Raw genomic sequence first — 18,402 nt, 5'->3', positions numbered from 1 at the left:
ACATCTGAAAGTCTGGACCATCCGCAACAGCCTGAGCACGGATATCTTCTGCCGCGCCCTGCCCTGGGCCCGGCTGATGATCTCGCGCGAGGGGCTGACCGATGACCTGAACACCTCGATGGCCGAGCGGGCACGGGCCGCAATTGCCGGGCTGTTGCTGCTGTCGCTTCTGGCCCTGCCGTTCTGGCCCGGAAGCTGGCCTCTGCCCCTTCTGTTACTGGCCGCGGCCTTTGTCGCCAATCTGGATCTGGTGCGCGCCATGTCCGGGCATGGCGGGCCGTGGTTTGCGTTCAAGTGTCTGCTCTACCATCAGGTCTATTACGTCTATTCCGCCACCACCTACGTCTGGTGCCTGTTCGAATATCACATACTGGGGCAAAAGCAAAAGCTGCGCGTCACACGAAGCTAGAGACCCGTGTGACATGGCAGAGCATTGAGGTCAAACATCAGAACTGTTTTGCCGGCAATTGTTCAAATGGCAGTTTTTCGACCTGATCGAAACGCGGATTGCGCTCATGAACATAGAATGTATCGTAGAGCGAGTTGCGTACAAAGTGATAACCGTTGGCAAACAGCAATTCATTCAGTTCCGGCGTCGGGCGCTCAATGGTCATTGCCAGAAAGCGGTATTTGTCGAACGGAAAATCACGCAGAATTCGTGTTTCCGACCCTTCCACATCCAAGCTGAAATAGTCGATGTCTTTTGGTGCCTTATAGCGATCGAACACCTCGTCCAGCGGCACGGCCTCAACCGTAACGACTTTGCCTTTTTCCCGAAACTTGGTCAGCTTCGAGGCGCGGCGTTCGTTCATGTTGTCGGCCTCATCCACCAGCAAGCTGCTACGCTGGCCGTCGATCATGAATTCCAGTTGACCGGGCTCGGGGTCGACTGCTAACGGAACCGGGGTTGCCGTGCGGTGATGCCAGTGAGTGATCCGGTGGTAATTAACAGGGTTCGGTTCGATCAGCAGCCCGTTCCAGCCATAATGCTTTTCCAGAACAAACGTGTTGGAATCTGAAAACCCATCAGCCGCGCCAAGTTCAACAAAAAAGCCCTTGCGCTTGCCGTTATAAACTTCGTTTATAACCCACATATCCTGCCCCCCGGTCCGAGACGCGTTTGGGCAGGTAACCAAGATTGTTCATCGCGAAGCGGCGACTTAGATTTCGAGCACTGACGACGCCAATATACGCAAAATAGGCTGGCTTCTGGAGGAGCGGATATGCTTCGACCAGCTTGGTAAGATTCTGCTTCATAAAGTTCTCCACTTAACTGCCCACTGTCGTTTTTTGCGGGCAAATACATCGTTTCACAGTCACCGACTATCTCAGTCCCAAAACCTTTGCGATATCCCAGACCGGATGCGGTGTTTCGCGCACACCGCGTCCGAAAATGATGTCAAATGACACACGATAGACTGGGGCGATACTGACCGGCACCTGGGTGTTGTGCAGATCGCTTTCATAAATCGCACTGCCCCGTGTCACCAACACCTGACCGTCGATCGCATCGCCAATTATTCTTTCATCAGCATGTAATGGCGTATCCACTGCTCGAACGAAATAGTCTGCCGCAGTGTCATTCGGTGTCATTATCCTGGCATACACGTAAACGGACAGCGCCCCGGCCATATAGCGCTTTTCCAGCTCGGCCTGTGTCCAGATCGGCGGAAAGGCCTCGTCGATCAGCCCCTCTACGGTGCCTATTTCCTCCACATCGGGAAATGGCTCGGCATCGGTCTCGAACGCGATGCGATGGCCCAGATGCCGGGTTAAAGTAAAGGGGCGCAACGTTTCAGGCCAGCTGATCCAAACGCTGACCGCCAGCCCGGCCAGTGCGCCTACAAGCGCCAGTGTAGGGGCCGCCTGAACCAGGCGCAGGCGCCAGAATACGATTAGCGGTATGATCGCTGCAGGCACGAAATGATGTGGCAGAATGCGGTAAGCCTGCACATAAAAGAACAAAACATACGCGATGACGGAGAGTGTCAGCGCTCTGGACAACTTGTCCTGCCAAGGCCAGGCCAGCAAGGCCAGACCGGGCAGAATCCCGCAGGGCAATAACCAGAACAGGATCCGTCCGGTATCAAAGATCGTAATGAAACGCAGGCGGTTCAGGATGCTGCTGGTATTGAACTCCGTGGACAAGCCCATCAACCCCAGCCGGTCTAACAGAATTTCGAACAGCGATGCCATAACCAGGATGGCTACGGCAATTCCCCCCCCGATTGTTACCTGTCTGAATGGTAAAGGGCGGGTTAGAAGGAAATAAGATATCAGGAAAAAACCGATCAGAAGAAAACCATTCGGCGCAGTAAACAAGGCCAGCGTGGACACAATCGCCATCCAGCCAAACTTCTGCTCTTGGAAAAACAAGATATAACCCAGTACTCCGAGCAAGATCATCGGCTCGCGGACCATAGGCAGAGCAATGTCAGCGAAATACGGATTGTAAGATGGGTTGAATGCCATCACGAAAGAAAACAAAAGTAGAGCCATGCCCAACCCAAACACCGTCTGCATGTTGCTGCGTGTCTTGGTGGGGCGGACAAAGGCCAGCATAACCCCGAACAGGATCGAGATACCCGGCAGATAGGCAAGGCGAATAGAAACTTCATACGGCCCAAATATCCGCATAAACCCGGATTGCAGGAATGTCTCCGTCATCATTTTGGGGCTAGGGTACCCTCCGATCGTACCAGAGTTCGGAGGCCAGAATGGCAGACCCTTGGTCATAAACAGCATTGCGTTCAGAAAGCTGTGTGCGCCGTCGTCATTCAGCACCTCCCAATAGAATTTCGGAGACATCAGCAACAGCACAGCCAGAGGCAGCAGGATCATGCCGGTTACATCCCAGCCTTTGCCCCGAAACATCTCTGTCTCAAAAGAACGGGCCTGAAACAGATAAAGGCCCAGCACGCAAAGCAGCAGGATCAGCAAGATGAAGGCTGCTTCCGTCATCTGCACGCCACTGACAGCCTGAACCAGTGCTGCAATGGTGGGAATACCGAACAGGGAAAGTGTAAACCCTTTGAGCAACCAATGCTCGAACCGATCACCGGGCGCGCGGATACCCCATGCCAATATCAGCCCCGGAGCCAAAAATAACGCCGAAGCTGACAGGGTGACCAATGGAACCCAGATGTAAAGAAACAGTGCGTCATCCACTACGAAATAAGGGGATGCTCCATCTGCCAAGGCGGCCTTTGCAGACAATGTTGCCGCAATATCCTGTCCGGCCAGTAAGATACCGGCCAATACAATAAGAAGCAAAGAAAGGCGAAATACCATCACGTCTTATATAAACTCGTTAAAAATAGTAGGTGAAAATTAACCGATGGCGGATATCCCGTTATCCTGCTGAATACCGTTCCTTTAAACCACCAACTTGTTGATAACATGCAAGTCATGTTGCTTTGTCAGTTTCTTCTGGATGAGTAAATTACACCTACAATGCGACATCAATACGGCAAATTAAGCAGCATTGGCGATCCATTGAAAACAAAAGGAGCAGGTACAGTATTCGGCGTCAGAGTTGGCCTCAGCAATGAGAAAGAAAAGCCTAGCCTGTTTTCAATTTCGGATTACACAGATGACACCCTGCACGGAAACAGGCCTTAAATTGTACGCCGTGCAAGATCGCACGACGTACCCAATCTGTGAATCAGAGCAGGCATGTACCGGATCACCAGCACTATCCTGGTCAGTGTCACCTCCGATTATCTGGCAGCGGAAAAACCGCTGATATGATCAATAACCCGGCTCAGAGCGCCGCTCTGTTACTAAGTTTGTCTGAAGACGTCTGGTTCTTTTTCTTGGGCTTGGCTTCAAACTCTTCGTGATACGAGCGCTCAACATTGACATCCCAGACGTCATGATCCTCGCCCAGAATATTGCGCGCGGCATACATCGCCGACAGCATGGAATGATCCTGGTTGTTGTAGCGGTGCAGACCATTGCGACCCACGGTCTGGAAGTTTTCCAGCGTCTTCAGCCAGCCGCTGACCGTGTCCAGGGCGTCCTTGTATTCACTGTCATAGACCGGATAGGCCTTGGGCTGCCGGATAACCGCGTGATCGATGACATCGCTGGCCTTGGCCAGACCCAGCTTTTCAAGCTCTTCACTGGCGAGATGTCTGAGATCCTCGTCACTTGACGACCACAACCCGTCACCTTTCTGGCAGAAATACTCCATCCCGATCGACGCGGTGTTCTGATCGGGCAGCATTTCCGCGGACCAGGCCCGGAAATTCTGGATGCGCCCCACCTTCACCTGCGGGCTGTGGATGTAGATCCAGTTGTCCGGGAACGGGTCCGCGTGATCCAGGATCAGAGTCACGATCAGGAAATCACGATACCGCAGACGGTCTGCCGCCTCGACGACCTCGGGCGGTGGCGGCGGATCAAACGCATGGATCAGATCACGAACGGCCATTGAATTGACGAACTCCGTGCCTTCCACCCGTTCTGTGTGTTTTTCGCCATCTTCAGTCCAGTGGCGCACATCGATCGAGGTGACGCGATTGCCATCACGGTTCACCTGGATCACTTCGGAATGGGTCTCGACCGAACCGCCCTTTTCCTTGATCAGATCGCGGGTTTTTTCCCACATCATGCCGGGGCCCAGGCGTGGATACTGGAACTCCTCAATCAGGCTGGCGGTGTCATTGGCCCCCGAAATCGCGTTCCAGACAGCCTTGGGCAGGGACAGGTTCTTGATCCGCTGCGCGGCCCAGTCGGCCCGGATTTCCGACGGTGGAATACCCCAGACCTTCTTGGTGTAGCTGTGGAAGAAATGCATATAGAGCCGCCCACCAAAGCGGTTGATCACCCATTCTTCGAACGTGTCTTCCTGCGGCTTGGGCCGCAACTTCCATTTCACAAAGCTGCCGATGATCTTGTAGGTCTCGTAGGGACCGATATTGCCAAGGGCATTGAAGATACGCAGCGGGTAATCGTAGAACTTATTTCTGTAAAAAATGCGGCTCAGGCGTTGCACGGTGATGAAATCATCTCCCATCACCTCGTGCCACATCTCTTCGACCTCACGCACCTTGGTGAAAAACCGGTGCCCGCCAATGTCGAAGCGATAACCTTTGTGCGTTTCGGTTCGTGAGATGCCACCAACCATATCCGAGGCTTCAAACACCCGGGGAACATGTGTGTCGCTCAGTTTCTGAAGTTCATAGGCTGCTGTCAGCCCTGCAGGACCACCACCAATGACGACAACGGGAACAATATCTTTTTTCAAATGACTAACACCCATACCAAAACACTGACCTAAAGCTACAAGAGGTTATCCGAGATTCACAACAAAATCCTGTCAGCCCCCGAAACGGGGCTCCTGCGTATTAAGTTCCACCCCTTCCGTGCAGAAAAATCAACCATTCCGTTTGACGAACCGCACTCGCGTCCTTCTCTGCAAATCGATGGCAGACCCAAACCGGGTCGCCTGTACCGAAAGCCGGTTTGGGTTTTGCGAAACCGACGGTCTTTCACACCGCCCGAAACAGCACGCGTTTTCCACAATGCCCTGAAACATAATGATGATTGCTGGCTGGCACAGCCAGCCGAAACTCCCCGCCCGGAAGCGAAACATAGATTGGATCCATACACCCCTTGCACGGCGCCTGACCTGAACCATGACCGCTTTTTTCAGGCTGCGTCTGTGATGTCCTTCACTGTATCGGCGGGCCGAAAGCGCGCATCAACAATGCTGTGACTTTTCCCGCATTGTGTATGGTTGAGCGCCAGAGCATCAGGAAATTCAGCGCCTCACGACTCGTGGCCTTGTGAATCTTGACAGGGTGGCAGCACTGCCGTCCTAATGCGTGCGAATGTTTGCAAAAGACCATATGCCCAGATCCGGGTTAAGACGAGTGTATTGGTAGCCAGTCTCGTTGTTAACGAGGGAGCGATTTTATGAAGTGTGTTATTCTGGCCGGCGGCTTGGGAACCCGGCTCAGCGAAGAAACCGTCAAGATTCCAAAACCCATGGTCGAGATCGGCGGCAAACCGATCATCTGGCATATCATGAAAATCTACGCGGCACACGGCATCACGGATTTCATCGTCTGCCTCGGCTACAAGGGTTACGTGATCAAGGAATACTTCGCGAATTTCTTTCTGCACAGTTCAGACGTCACGATCGATCTGGCCAATGGCGGGCTTGAGATTGCAAACAGTAAATCGGAACCGTGGCGCGTGACGCTGGTCGATACCGGCGAGGACAGCCAGACTGGCGGGCGACTTAAGCAGGTCATGCATCTTCTCAAAGAGGAAGAAGCGTTCTGCCTGACTTATGGCGACGGTGTTGGTGATGTCGACATTCGTGCCGGGATCAATTTTCATCGGGCGCATGGCAAGCTTGCAACCGTCACGGCAGTTCCTCCGCCCCGCCGCTTCGGCCAGCTCGAACTCCAAAGCAACCAGGTTCTGAATTTCTCCGAGAAACCCGTCGGAGATGGTGGGCTGATCAATGGCGGGTTTTTCGTGCTGTCCCCGAAAGTGGGCGATTACATTGACGGCGACAATACCGCTTGGGAACGCAGCCCCCTAATGAATCTGACACGCGATGGCGAGCTGATGGCCTTTGAACATAAAGGCTTCTGGCAGCCCATGGACACCATTCGTGAACGTCAGGAACTGGAAGAGCACTGGGCCACAGGCAACGCACCGTGGAAAATCTGGGAATGAGTGCGAGCGCGTTTTCTGGACGCAGGGTGCTTGTTACCGGGCATACCGGCTTCAAAGGCGCCTGGCTGGCTGCCTGGCTGGCCGAGGCAGGTGCGAAAGTCACCGGGTATGCCCTCTCCCCCGAGACGAAACCCAATCTCTGGACGTTGCTGGATCAAAGCAAAATACGGTCGGTCATCGGTGACTTGAATGATCGCGTGGCCCTGGACCGGATCATCGCGGAAACCGATCCTGAATTCGTCTTTCACCTGGCCGCGCAATCGCTGGTGCGGCGATCCTATAGCACGCCGGTCGAGACTTTTGCGACCAACGTTATGGGCACGGTTCAGCTTTTGGACGCGTTGCGGGCCGCGCCCAACCTGCGCGCGGTGGTGGTCGCCACCTCGGACAAGGCCTATGAGAATGTCGAACAGGTCTGGGGCTATCGCGAAACCGATCCGATGGGCGGGCATGACCCTTATTCTGCATCGAAAGGTGCAACCGAAATAGCGGTCGCAGCAATGCGGCGCAGCTATTATTCGCCGGGTGCTGCCGATCCGCACCCGGCCCGGGTTGCCAGCGCACGCGCAGGCAACGTCATTGGCGGCGGCGATTGGGCCGAAGACCGTTTGGTTCCCGATATCGTGCGCGGCTGCCTGAGCGATGAAGGGCGTGTCGTATTGCGCCACCCCGGCGCAATACGCCCTTGGCAGCATGTTCTGGAACCTCTCAGGGGGTACATGGTGCTGGCCCAGAAGCTCGAACAAAGCGATGCCTTCGCGACGGGCTGGAATTTTGGCCCCGAACGTGACGATGAGCGTCCGGTTCTGGATGTGGCCCAGGCGATCATCAAGGCACTTGGACAGGGCCGGATCGATATCGATACCCCGGCAGACACCCCGCATGAGGCCACAATGCTCCGGCTGGATGTATCGCAGGCGCGTGCAATGCTTGGCTGGCGCCCGGTCCTGAGCTTTGACGATACCGTCAGGCTGACGGCAGGCTGGTATGCGGGCTGGGCCCGTGGCACCCCGGCAACCGAGCTGTGCCACGCCCAGATTGCTGAATTCGAAACACTGAGCATGAGACAGGTATGACCGGCACAACCAATCCCACCTGCCGCCATTGCGGCGCGGCCCTTGAGATGACGCTTGTCGATCTCGGGCTGTCCCCTCTGGCCAATTCCTATGTCGACCCCGCAGAGGCAGACACGCCGGACCCGGTCTATCCATTGCACGCCCGTGTTTGCACGGAATGCTGGCTGGTTCAGGTGGATGATGTCGTGCCGGCGGAAGAGATATTTTCAACCGATTACGCCTATTTCTCCAGCTTCTCGGACAGCTGGCTGGCCCATTGCCGGGGCTACGTGGAAAAAATGGTAAATCGGTTGGATCTCGGGCCAGACGATCTGGTGATCGAGATCGCCTCGAATGACGGGTATCTGTTGCAGTATTTCGTCGAGAAAGGCATCCCGGTTCTGGGGATCGAACCTTCGGGCAGCGTGGCAGCGGCAGCCGAAGAAAAAGGCGTGCGCACGCTGGTCGATTATTTCGGCGAGGCGCTGGCCCTCAAGGTGGCCGCGACCGAGAAACCTCCGGCGCTGATCGCATCGGCCAATGTGCTGGCGCATGTGCCTGACATCAACGATTTCGTCGCCGGGATCGCCACGCTTCTGACCGGCGATGCGGTCTATACGGTCGAATTCCCGCATCTTCTGAACCTGATCAGGGAAGTGCAGTTCGACACGATCTATCACGAACATTACTCCTATCTGTCGCTGCTGGCGGTGGAAAAGATTTTTGCCAAGGCGGGCCTGCGTGTCTTCGACGTCGAGGAACTGCCCACCCATGGCGGTTCGCTGCGGGTGTTCGCCTGCCTTGAGGGTGCCAGCCACCGCGAAGGGCCCGGTCTGGCCAAGGTCCGCGCGGATGAGGCTGCGGCGCAGTTCGACCGGCCTGAGGGCTATATGAATTTCACCATTCAGGTCGAAGCGCTGCGCGACGGATTGCTCGCCTTTCTGCGCGAAGCAAATGCCAGGGGGGACACCATTGCCGCCTATGGTGCCGCCGCCAAGGGCAACACGCTGCTGAACTATGCCGGGATCGGCCCCGACCTGATTTCCTACTGCGTTGATCGCAACCCGGCCAAGCAGAACACGCTGCTGCCCGGCAGCCATATCCCCGTGCACGGGGTCGAAGCCCTGCGCGAGACGCCGCCGGATTACGTGCTGATCCTGCCCTGGAACATCCGGGACGAGGTCACGGATCAGCTGTCCGACCTGAAGGCGCATGGCACCCGCTTCGTGACCGCCGTGCCAGAGATCAGGATCAGCTGATGGCACGGGTTCTGCTGACGGGCGCAACCGGATTGATCGGGCGCGCGACAGCCACGGCTCTGACAGAGGCGGGCCACGAGGTGGTGACGCTGGGCCGCAACCCGGCAAGCGACATCACCTGCGATCTGCTGGACCCCGGTGCCACCACGACAGCCCTCGACGCCGCCCGCGCCAGCCATCTGGTGCATCTGGCCTGGCATGACGGCGCGCGCGACCGCTGGACCTCTGGGGCCAATCTGGATTGGATGGCCGCAACGCTGCATCTGGTGCGGGAATTCGCGCATACAGGCGGCCAGCGTGCGATCTGCGCCGGAAGCTGTGCCGAATATGACTGGTCGGTACCGGAGCTGGTCGAAACCAGCCCCCTGCGCCCTCGCACCCTTTATGGGGCGGCCAAGGCCGGGGCCGGTCTGGCACTGTGCGCGGGCCAGCAGACACTTGGCCTGTCCCTGGCATGGGCCCGCATCTTTTTTGTCTACGGGCCGGATGAACCGCCGGGGCGACTGTTCGGCGATCTGATGTCAAACCTCGGGGCGGGACGGCCGGTTGATTGCACCGATGGACGGCAGGAGCGGGATTTCCTGCATGTCGATGATCTTGCCCGCGCCTTGCTGCGCGTGCTGGAAAGCGATCTGACCGGCCCGGTCAATGTCGCCAGCGGAACGGCGACCCCGGTTCGAGACCTGATTGCAGAAGTGGCAAACCAGATGCACCGGCCCGATCTGATCCGCCTGGGCACCATCGCCCGCGCGGCGGACGATCCGCCCCGGCTGGCGGCGGACGTAACCCGGTTGCGGGACGAGACCGGTTTTATGCCACAATATGACATTGCTTCCGGAGTCGCCCGGTGTCTTCGGTCAAGGGAGGAGGCCGTATGAAATCTTCATCTTTTCTACGCAAGCAATCCTTCATGCTTTTTGCCCTGGTCGGCATCGTGAATACGGCCTTCGGGTATGCGGTTTTTTCGGTTCTGAGCCTGTCGGGATTGCCCGCACAGGCGGCTCTTGCGATCTCGTTCGTGATCGGCGTGTTGTGGAATTTCATGACCCACGCCCGGATCGTATTCGACACCAAAGGGTTCAGGAAATTGCCCTTCTACCTGCTGGCATATGTCATGGTTTACGTTTTCAACGCCTTTTCGCTCGAAGCTCTTCTGAGCACGGGACTGCATCCGATCCTTGCACAGGGCCTGCTGGTTCTGCCCGCGGCCGTTCTGGCATTCATCCTTGTTTCCCGGGCGCTGACCGATCGCTTCCCGTGGCAGCAGGAGGTCTGATATAATGCCTAAAAACTACAGACATAAACACTTTCGATCCGTAACCGGTCCATCTGATATATAGTAGGATATGGACTGTTAAATGTATTTGGTACCAGTGCTGGAAGGATAATCGTCAATGCGTCTTTATCTTGCTGATCTTGGACATAACCTCGTTACTGCCACGTCGGACACCTACCCGTTGGGTGTTGGAAATCTTGCGACCTATGCCCAGGCTCATGCAAAAAGCCCGACACCGGTCGAGGTCGCGATCTTTCGTGATCCGCAGGAATTCAAAGCGGCCGTCGACACAGCTCCGCCCGATGTGGTCGGCTTTTCCAGCTATTCCTGGAACCACCATCTGGCCCTGTCCTTTGCCAACTACGTCAAGGCGGTCAATCCCAACAGCCTGACCCTGATGGGCGGCCCCAACTTCCCGCTGACCGAAGAAGAACAGGACAGCTGGATCCGGACCATGCCACAGATCGACATGCATGTGCGCGGCCCCACCTATGAGGGCGAGCGCGCGTTCCTCAGCACGCTGCAACGCTTCATCGATGTCGGCGCCCGACGCGAAGGCATGTGGGAAGAGGCCGTCGATGGCGCGCTTTACGTGCACCCAAAAACCGGAGAGATCCTGCGCGGGGCCGAGCCGCCCCGCATCCGCGATCTGGATGAAATCCCCTCGCCCTATCTGGCCGGGCTGATGGACAAGTTCTTTGACACCGGCCTGTTTGCACTGATGCAGCTGGCACGGGGCTGCCCGTTCACCTGCGCGTTCTGCAATTCGGCGGTCAAATCGAATTCGAAGGTCTTCCGCCATTCGTTTGAACGCACCAAGGCCGATCTGGATTACATCGTGGCCCGTATCAAACATGCCAGCCCGCTTTGTTTTGCTGACGACAATTTCGGTATGTATGTACAGGACGAAGAGGTGGCCGATTACCTGGGCCATCTGATGGACCGGTACGATTGGCCCAAATATATCCGCACCACCACGGGCAAGAACCGCGGCGACCGGATCATCAAGGTGATGCGCAAAGCCAAGGGCCGGTTGCCGATGACCTCGTCGGTTCAGTCGCTGAATCCGGAAGTTCTGAAAAATATCAAACGCGACAATATCAGCCTGGACACCTATGCCGAGGTACAGCAGGAGCTGCATTCAAAGGGCATGCAATCCTATGGCGAGCTGATCCTGTGCATGCCCGGTGAAACCAGGGAATCCTTCATGGATGCCGTCGATCAACTGATCGAAACCGGCGTCAGCCGGGTCGCGGCGCACCAGTTGATGCTGCTGCACGGCGCACCCCTGGCCAATCCCGACAGCCGCGAGAAATTCGGCTTCAAAACCCTCCATCGCGTGGTTGCCCGATGCCTGGGCAAATATACCGGTCCAACCGTGGTCGAGACCGAGGAAATGGTGGTCCAGTCCGAGAATTTCTCGTTCCAGGATTATCTGGACACCCGTGTTTTCCACCTGCTGCTGACGATCTTCTATTACGAAGACAATTTCGAAGAAGCCTTCCGGCTGGCGCGGTCCCGTGGCATCCGGCCCTTCCTGATCGTCAAGCATATGCAGGACATTCTTGATCAGGCCCCCAAACCCTTCCGGGATGCGGTGGCCGGTTATCTGGAGGAAAACCAGCAGGAGCTGTTTGAAACCCGCGCCGATTGTGTCGCCTGGGCGCAGGAAAATTATGATGATCTGATCAGCGGCGAGTTGGGGGGCAATCTGCTCAGCAAATATTCGATGATTGGCCGGTTCATCGTGCTGGACGAAGCACTTGATTTCCTGAAACGGGCCATCAGCGACCTTTTGGACAAGGACGACCACGAAGCGCACGAGATGCTCGACACGATCATCAATTACTACAGCGCCGTGATGCTGCATGTGCCCTTCTCGGAAACCCTGGAACACGAACCCGTCTGGAGCTCGTCTTTCGATGTCGAGGCCTGGCGGAATTCGGGATACGAGGGCGCCCTGACCGATCATCAGTTCGACGCGCCACGCAAATTTCAGACGCAGGTCGACCCACGCATAAAAACAACTCTGCTGTCCCGGATCAACACCTTTGGTGAACACGCTTCGGGACTGGGCCGGTTCACACGAACGATGTTTGCCAATGATTTCAGACGCGATTTCGTAGCGCTCGAAAACCAGCAGGCGGTCGAATAGGCCCACAAGCCTATTCGCCATCCTTCAGATAGACAGCTTCGCGGCCCGGGAAGGCCGCGATGATGTCTGCGTTCTGCTCGGGGCCCATATCGCGCAGGAAAATCGGTTTGCCTTCGGGCAGGAACGGGTCGTTGAGATAGAGTGCAGACCCGATATCGCCCTGTGTCGAGACAAAGACCAGAGCGTTTCCAAGCCCGGCAGCCTGCCGTCTTATGTCACCGGTATAGCCGCCATACCCATTGTATTTCGACACTCCCCGCCATGGGGTGAAGCTGACAACAGACACCGCACACAGCAATAGGATGACGCACTGCAGACGGCCACGATGCCGTTCGGGCAACCGGTCCCGGACGGTCTCGATCCCGGCCGCCGCCAAAGCCAGCGCCGGCAACAAAGCCGTATGCCAGTAGCGCGGCCCAAGATAGAACGTGCCCGTAAACCAGTAAAAAAACAGGGCCCCCACAAGGATCGCGAACACCACCAGCATGGCCCGGTCGAACCCGGTCAGCTTTCTGCCCCATATGAACGCAATCCAGACCGGAACCAGGGACCCGAATGTCCAGCCCAGAAGTTCGTAATTGAGCGCGGCAAAACCATTGATCAGATTCAGCAGACCCTCGGCCGGGCTATGCCCGACCCAGATGTCGAGCGCGCCCCAGCTCTCGGCCGGTGGCCCTACATTGGGACCAAACCCATAGGCATTCTGCGTGTCGGGCCATAACCGGCTCAGGTAATCCGCTTGCGGGGTCAGCAGCGCGTCTCCGGTGATCATCAGGTTGAGCAGCAAAAAGACCCCACCCGACAGAACACCGCCCAAGGCGCAGGCGATCACCTGTCCGATCCCCCCCGGCAGGCGCCGCAGCAACCACAGGCCGGTCAAAACGCTTATGATCAACCCATCAAGCTGTCGGGTGACAAAGGCCCAGCCCAAAGCCAGACCTGCAACAAGCGCAAGCAAGACATCCCTGCGCGTTGATCCCTCTCCGGCTCTGAGCAGACACCACCATCCCAGCAGCACCATCACCAATGTCGTGGAATGTGCCATCAGCGTGCCCCCGACGGCGAGCACCCAGGGTGACGTGGCCATCAGCAACGCCACCAGATCGGCCCGTTCGCGACTGACGGCACGGCACACGATGCCATGCGCCAGCCAGACAGAGATTCCGGTCAGCACGGGGTTGACCAGCCACGGCACCCCGGCCAGCACGCCAAGGCTCAGAACGATGGCCCAACCCTGTGCCGGCACGCCGATCCACTGATCGCCGCGAATGTCGAACAGATAATATTCCAATGCGGGCTGCGCCGCTGCGGGTGGGGCCGGGCTTCCGAGGACACCCGCAGCAAAGGTGCGCGCCTGAAACAGATAGGCCACCTCATCCTCGACATGAGGCACGCGGTCGAACGCCGCCCAGGCCAGAGCCGCGCTGGCCAGCGTAGCAAAGACGGCCAGGGCCGGAACCGGGATGCGGGGTGCCCTGTCAGGCCCGGCAACTGTGAAAACGGCGACCAGCGTCGCCATCTGCACAAGGTTCAGCGCACCGCCGATCCCGATCTGCAAACCGAAAGCCAGATAGTACCCGTAAGCCACGTAGGGCGTCGCAGAAACGCAAAAGGCCGCAGCCAGCCCCAGCAAAAGGATCAGCCGCCACCGTCCTGCTTCTGCCATCAGGCCCGTTATGGCCGCCCTTCCCTGCGGCCGCACAAGCACAAAGCCCGTCAACACCGTCTGTCCCGCCAGTATCGCCAGCATGATCAGGTTTTCAGGAGGGTTTGCGGAAATCTCGAGCCGTGGAAACCAAAGGGGCTGGGTCAACCACAACCGGGCCGCACTGCCCAAAAGCAGCGCCGCGCCAAGCAGGCCAAAAAGAAGCTGGCCGCGCTGCCGGAAAACACCCACCACAAGCAGTGCAGCGATCGCCATGGCTGCAAACCAAAGGCGCAGGTCCGCCAATGTGGCATTGCTGCCCGCGAGGTCCGCAGCCCAGGCCGAGCTGCCGCATAAGGCCATCGCCCCGGCACAGAGCCACATCGCCCGACCTGAACGCATTTTCATGCCAAATGCTCGTCTTTGACAATCGCCGGGTCCCGTGCGGGACCTTCGATATTGATGCGTTCCTGTTCAGTGACGATCGGACCGCCCCGCACCTGATTGTGGATCGAGGTTATGTATTCCCCCAACATGCCGATAAACAGCATCTGGATGCCCGACAGGAAGAACAGGGAAACGATAATGGTTGTTGTCCCGCGTGGTACCTGATCGGGGTTAATGAAAAACAGCACTGCGGAAATAAGAGAAAACAGAATACAGGCAGCGGCAATCACCAGCCCGCTGATCGTGCAGAAGCGCATGGGCGCGCGCGTAAAGGAAAAGATTGCGTTAAGTGCCTGATCCGTCAATGCCATCAGGCTGTGCTTGGTCAACCCGCTTCTCCGCGCTTGCCAGACATAAGGCTTGATGATCCGGCGAAAACCGCAACTTGCGATGATACCGCGGATATAGGGGTAATGATCCTTGTGTGCCAGAACCGCCTTCAACACTTTGCGGTCGATCAGTTGAAACTCTCCGACAGACGGTTCCAACCACACATCGGATAACCCATTGACAATTCGATAAAAGATGCCGCGCATATTGCGCATAACAAACCCTTCTTCACGGATGCTGCGAGCCCCTGCGACCACGTCATATCCGCTTTCCCACAATTCGACGAATTCAGGGATCAGCTCGGGCGGATCCTGCAGGTCGACCGGCAGCATGACGACGATGCCGTCACCGGTCGCATAGCGCAATCCGTTGAAGGTTGATCGGAACACCCCGAAATTTCGGGCGTTGACCACCACCTTCACGTCCTGATCCTGCGCGGCAATCTCGCGCAGGATGTCCACGGTTCGGTCCGAAGAGGCATTGTCGATAAAAATATGCTCGCGCCTGTAGCCCGGCAGTTCTTTATCGAAAATCGCCTTCACGGTCTCATAACAATTCGCCACGTTGTCTTCTTCATTGAAGCATGGCGAAACAATAGAAATTGTTTTCATAGCTTTATTTAGCATCAAACAGCACCGCTTACCCCACCAATACCCGGGTATAATCATACCATCCCGCGAAGATCGGGATTCGCCAACACTTAACCCGCAGAAATGGTATGGAATAATGCGCGCATATCACCACAGAAGTGTGGCAAAATCATTTTTCCGTGGCAACAATACCCTGCGGCTATTGTTTCCGTTAAACCGACGTCCGTTAAGATTTCACGTGATTGTAAGTAGGCAAGACGCAGATGAATCGTAAACTACGAAATTCACTTTTCAAACTTCACACCTGGCTGGGGCTTCATCTATCACTCTTTTTCGCGTTCATGTTCCTTACGGGCACTTTGCTTGTTGCCGGCTTCGAACTTGAATCAATCGGCCGCCCGGATATCTGGACCACGATAGACAAGGAAGAGCGCACCGCCAGCTTCGGCATGATCTATGACGGCATCAAAGAGGCCCACCCCGAGAGTGGCATTTTTCTGATGATCAAACGCCCGACCCCTTGGTTTGTGGATCGCACATTCGGCCGCACGGGCTGGGGAGAGAATGTCAGTTTCTGGACAGACCCGGTGACCGGTGCCGTCATCGAAGAAACGCGCCCCAATGGATTTCGCGATATCCTACGGGACTTGCATGATACCTTTCTGACCGAGAAGCGGATCGTGTTCATGCTGGTCAGCGCCACATCCATGATCCTGCTGTTTCAGATCATCAGCGGCCTCATTACTTATAGGCGGTTCTGGAAAGGGTTTTTTCGCTGGCCCAGCCGCGCTACCGGATTGCGAACGTGGGCAGGCAGCACACACCGGCTGACAGCTCTATGGTCAGCGCCACTCCTGATTTTGACCGCCGTGACCAGTTTCTATTTCCTATTGGGCAGCCTGGGGTTTGAAGGCACCCAGCCACAGCCCAAACCACCCGTCCCGCGTGAAACCGTCCTGCCAGCCAATTTCGGTTCAGACCTTATCGATCAGGCCGAGGCCAGCGCCCGCGACGCGCTGCCCGGGTTCGAGCCGTTCATCATGTTCCTGCCTGATAAACCCACTGGCTCTTTCGGTTTCACAGGACATGTCGCAGGACAATCGGGATTTTTCGGACCAGGTAATGTATCAATCGATCCGGTAACACTCGAAGTTCTGGGGGCTTACACGGCAAATGAGGTGAGCGGGCTCGCCTACTGGAAACCTCTTATGGACATGCTGCATTTTGGCACATGGGGTGAGGCATATTCGATGGCGCTGTGGATCGTCCTCGGGCTGATTACGACCTGCCTCGCCGTCACCGGCGCTTTGATTTTTGCAGGCCGACTTGCCCCCGAAGCGGCGCATCTCGGTCCCATCAGGCGGATTTGGCGAGGCATGGGATGGACACGGTGGGCGTATTTGCTGCTCATGATGGGTATTATAGCGGTTGCTGTTCTCCGCTTCGGCCCCGGATCCCATTCTAAAACCAGCGCGTTTGCAATTGATGCGCCGCCCTCGGCGGTCTGGATGCTCATGCACGCACCACTCAGACGTGACACCCCCCTGGATATCGAATTGCGGATCAACGAGCCCGATGTCGAAACCGTATCCATCGAGTTCAATGGGAAAGAGGTACAGTCGCTTGAGTTCATGCAAACAGGCGAGACTGCCATAGCATCTTTTCAGCTACTGCCCTCGGACATGGAAAACACCATCGTTGCCCATCTGCAAAAACCGGATACAGACACAAGAACCGCCACCTTCCGCCTGGGACGACCCCTTTGGTAAGCGAAGCCCCGCCGCCTTTAATCAACCGGGATACTCAGCCCGCCGGGTTGTGTATCCTGCAAACCTGTTCCTTCTTCTCCTTCGGTGGGGGCATTCAACGCCATATCAATGACCTCAGCACCTCGCTGATGGCACACGGGCACAAGGTAATCAAAGCCGGAACCCCCGGAAAAGCCACTGCCCCCGAGGATGGCAGTCTGTTTTTGCCCTTACGGTTCGACCGTGTCAGCGATCACGCTGCCAACGGCCAGCTTGGCCTTGTAACGCGGCTTCACTGGCTGGTACGCTCGGCCCTGACCCTGCGGCGGGCGCTCAAGGCACATAAGGTCGATGTCATCCATGCCCATGAAACTGCCCCGCTTCTGACAGCCCGTCTGGCCAGTCTGGGGATGGGGATCCCCATTGTGATGACCTATCACGGCTCGTCGCCCGACCGTCTCAACGCGGTGGCCCGCGCCTGCCGGCAGCAAGCCGATCTGGCAATCTGCCCCAGCGAAACCGTCATGCAATCCCTGCTGGAACGCCAGGTCGACCCCGATAAGGCGCGGGTGATGCTTTTGGGGGTACGTCCCAACCCGCCCGCCGATCCGGCCGCCGCAGAGGCCCTGCGGCGTGAACTGTTGGGCGAAGATGGCACACATCTGGTTCTGTCCTTGTCCCGTCTGGATCACCAGAAAGGCCTCGACGCGATGATCGAAGTGGCCCGGCGTGTGCGGCGGGACCTGCCCGGTCTGCGGATCGTCGTCGGGGGCGAAGGCGTGCTGCGCGGCCAGGTCGAGGCCTGGGCCGAACAGGCCGACGTTTCCGACATCATCCGTTTCCCCGGGGTGATCTCGGATGTCGCCACCTATCTTGCGGCCTCGGATCTTTATCTGCTGACCTCCCGGTGGGAGGCCCTGCCGATTTCAATTGTCGAGGCGTTCCGCGCCGGGCTGCCGGTGATCGCCACCGATTGCGGCGGTGTGCGTGAATTGGTGGATGGTGATGTCGGGCGCCTGTGTGCGGTCGATGATCTTGACGCCCTGTCTCAGGCGCTGCGCGATCTTTGCACCGACCGCGCCGAATATGACCGGCTAAGCGCCAATGCCACGGCCCGCGGTGCAGAAGACAGGTTTTCGCCAGCCCATGTGCATAGCGGGTTTGAAAAGCTGTATCGGCAACTGGCCGGGCGGGGATAACC

Annotated in this window: 14 protein-coding genes; 9 read left to right on the top strand and 5 right to left on the bottom strand. The window is 57.2% G+C overall.

The window, feature by feature from the left end; genetic code table 11:
- A partial coding sequence (locus AC2FF8_RS18880; RefSeq protein WP_496880453.1) for a hypothetical protein occupies positions 1–409 on the top strand: 409 nt, incomplete at its 5' end.
- Between the two features lie 37 nt (positions 410–446).
- Here AC2FF8_RS18880 and AC2FF8_RS18875 read toward each other — a convergent pair.
- The 3 genes from AC2FF8_RS18875 to AC2FF8_RS18865 all read right to left on the bottom strand — a co-directional run bounded on the left by AC2FF8_RS18875 (position 447) and on the right by AC2FF8_RS18865 (position 5,251).
- Positions 447–1,094, bottom strand: a complete 648-nt coding sequence (locus AC2FF8_RS18875; RefSeq protein WP_496873993.1) for an FkbM family methyltransferase — start codon at positions 1,092–1,094, stop codon at positions 447–449.
- 229 nt (positions 1,095–1,323) lie between these two features.
- Positions 1,324–3,291, bottom strand: a complete 1,968-nt coding sequence (locus AC2FF8_RS18870) for a hypothetical protein (protein WP_496873994.1) — start codon at positions 3,289–3,291, stop codon at positions 1,324–1,326.
- A gap of 472 nt (positions 3,292–3,763) precedes the next feature.
- Complete coding sequence (locus AC2FF8_RS18865; RefSeq protein WP_496873995.1) at positions 3,764–5,251, bottom strand: NAD(P)/FAD-dependent oxidoreductase; 1,488 nt, start codon at positions 5,249–5,251, stop codon at positions 3,764–3,766.
- Between the two features lie 671 nt (positions 5,252–5,922).
- Between AC2FF8_RS18865 and rfbF the strand changes: the two genes are divergently transcribed.
- The 6 genes from rfbF to AC2FF8_RS18835 all read left to right on the top strand — a co-directional run bounded on the left by rfbF (position 5,923) and on the right by AC2FF8_RS18835 (position 12,441).
- Positions 5,923–6,696, top strand: a complete 774-nt coding sequence (rfbF, locus tag AC2FF8_RS18860; RefSeq protein WP_496873996.1) for a glucose-1-phosphate cytidylyltransferase — start codon at positions 5,923–5,925, stop codon at positions 6,694–6,696.
- Entirely contained in the window at positions 6,693–7,772 is a 1,080-nt protein-coding gene (rfbG, locus tag AC2FF8_RS18855) for a CDP-glucose 4,6-dehydratase (RefSeq protein ID WP_496873997.1), read from the top strand. Before rfbF ends, rfbG begins: the two co-directional genes overlap by 4 nt.
- Positions 7,769–9,010, top strand: a complete 1,242-nt coding sequence (locus tag AC2FF8_RS18850; protein ID WP_496873998.1) for a methyltransferase domain-containing protein — start codon at positions 7,769–7,771, stop codon at positions 9,008–9,010. Before rfbG ends, AC2FF8_RS18850 begins: the two co-directional genes overlap by 4 nt.
- Entirely contained in the window at positions 9,010–9,888 is an 879-nt protein-coding gene (locus tag AC2FF8_RS18845; protein WP_425080224.1) for an NAD-dependent epimerase/dehydratase family protein, read from the top strand. Before AC2FF8_RS18850 ends, AC2FF8_RS18845 begins: the two co-directional genes overlap by 1 nt.
- Positions 9,885–10,286 (top strand): GtrA family protein, encoded by a 402-nt coding sequence (locus AC2FF8_RS18840; protein WP_170347032.1) that lies wholly within the window; start codon positions 9,885–9,887, stop codon positions 10,284–10,286. The genes AC2FF8_RS18845 and AC2FF8_RS18840 overlap by 4 nt, the downstream gene beginning before the upstream one ends.
- 118 nt (positions 10,287–10,404) lie before the next feature.
- Positions 10,405–12,441, top strand: a complete 2,037-nt coding sequence (locus tag AC2FF8_RS18835; RefSeq protein WP_496873999.1) for a B12-binding domain-containing radical SAM protein — start codon at positions 10,405–10,407, stop codon at positions 12,439–12,441.
- Positions 12,442–12,451: 10 nt separating this feature from the next.
- Here AC2FF8_RS18835 and AC2FF8_RS18830 read toward each other — a convergent pair whose 3' ends face one another.
- Both AC2FF8_RS18830 and AC2FF8_RS18825 read right to left on the bottom strand, forming a co-directional pair.
- The gene (locus AC2FF8_RS18830) at positions 12,452–14,494 is read right to left on the bottom strand and encodes a hypothetical protein (RefSeq protein WP_496874000.1); all 2,043 of its coding nucleotides are present in this window, start codon (positions 14,492–14,494) and stop codon (positions 12,452–12,454) included.
- A complete protein-coding gene (locus AC2FF8_RS18825) occupies positions 14,491–15,474 on the bottom strand; it encodes a glycosyltransferase family 2 protein (protein WP_496880452.1) in 984 nt (327 codons plus the stop codon). Before AC2FF8_RS18825 ends, AC2FF8_RS18830 begins: the two co-directional genes overlap by 4 nt.
- Positions 15,475–15,716: 242 nt before the next feature.
- On the opposite strand from AC2FF8_RS18825, the gene AC2FF8_RS18820 reads away from it, so the two are divergent.
- Both AC2FF8_RS18820 and AC2FF8_RS18815 read left to right on the top strand, forming a co-directional pair.
- Positions 15,717–17,222 (top strand): PepSY-associated TM helix domain-containing protein, encoded by a 1,506-nt coding sequence (locus AC2FF8_RS18820; protein WP_496874002.1) that lies wholly within the window; start codon positions 15,717–15,719, stop codon positions 17,220–17,222.
- Complete coding sequence (locus AC2FF8_RS18815) at positions 17,216–18,400, top strand: glycosyltransferase family 4 protein (RefSeq protein ID WP_496880451.1); 1,185 nt, start codon at positions 17,216–17,218, stop codon at positions 18,398–18,400. Before AC2FF8_RS18820 ends, AC2FF8_RS18815 begins: the two co-directional genes overlap by 7 nt.
- Positions 18,401–18,402 lie beyond the last annotated feature (2 nt).

The sequence above is a fragment of the Ruegeria sp. YTSA144 genome (assembly GCF_059610125.1).
This window is presented reverse-complemented; position numbering and strand designations above follow the sequence as displayed.

Coding starts and splice junctions, on each gene's coding strand:
- AC2FF8_RS18830 (WP_496874000.1), bottom strand. CDS start 14,494: ATGAAAATGCGTTCAGGTCGGGCGATGTGGCTCTGTGCCGGGGCGATG.
- AC2FF8_RS18875 (WP_496873993.1), bottom strand. CDS start 1,094: ATGTGGGTTATAAACGAAGTTTATAACGGCAAGCGCAAGGGCTTTTTT.
- AC2FF8_RS18870 (WP_496873994.1), bottom strand. CDS start 3,291: ATGGTATTTCGCCTTTCTTTGCTTCTTATTGTATTGGCCGGTATCTTA.
- AC2FF8_RS18850 (WP_496873998.1), top strand. CDS start 7,769: ATGACCGGCACAACCAATCCCACCTGCCGCCATTGCGGCGCGGCCCTT.
- AC2FF8_RS18835 (WP_496873999.1), top strand. CDS start 10,405: ATGCGTCTTTATCTTGCTGATCTTGGACATAACCTCGTTACTGCCACG.
- AC2FF8_RS18840 (WP_170347032.1), top strand. CDS start 9,885: ATGAAATCTTCATCTTTTCTACGCAAGCAATCCTTCATGCTTTTTGCC.
- AC2FF8_RS18820 (WP_496874002.1), top strand. CDS start 15,717: ATGAATCGTAAACTACGAAATTCACTTTTCAAACTTCACACCTGGCTG.
- rfbG (WP_496873997.1), top strand. CDS start 6,693: ATGAGTGCGAGCGCGTTTTCTGGACGCAGGGTGCTTGTTACCGGGCAT.
- AC2FF8_RS18845 (WP_425080224.1), top strand. CDS start 9,010: ATGGCACGGGTTCTGCTGACGGGCGCAACCGGATTGATCGGGCGCGCG.
- AC2FF8_RS18825 (WP_496880452.1), bottom strand. CDS start 15,474: ATGAAAACAATTTCTATTGTTTCGCCATGCTTCAATGAAGAAGACAAC.
- rfbF (WP_496873996.1), top strand. CDS start 5,923: ATGAAGTGTGTTATTCTGGCCGGCGGCTTGGGAACCCGGCTCAGCGAA.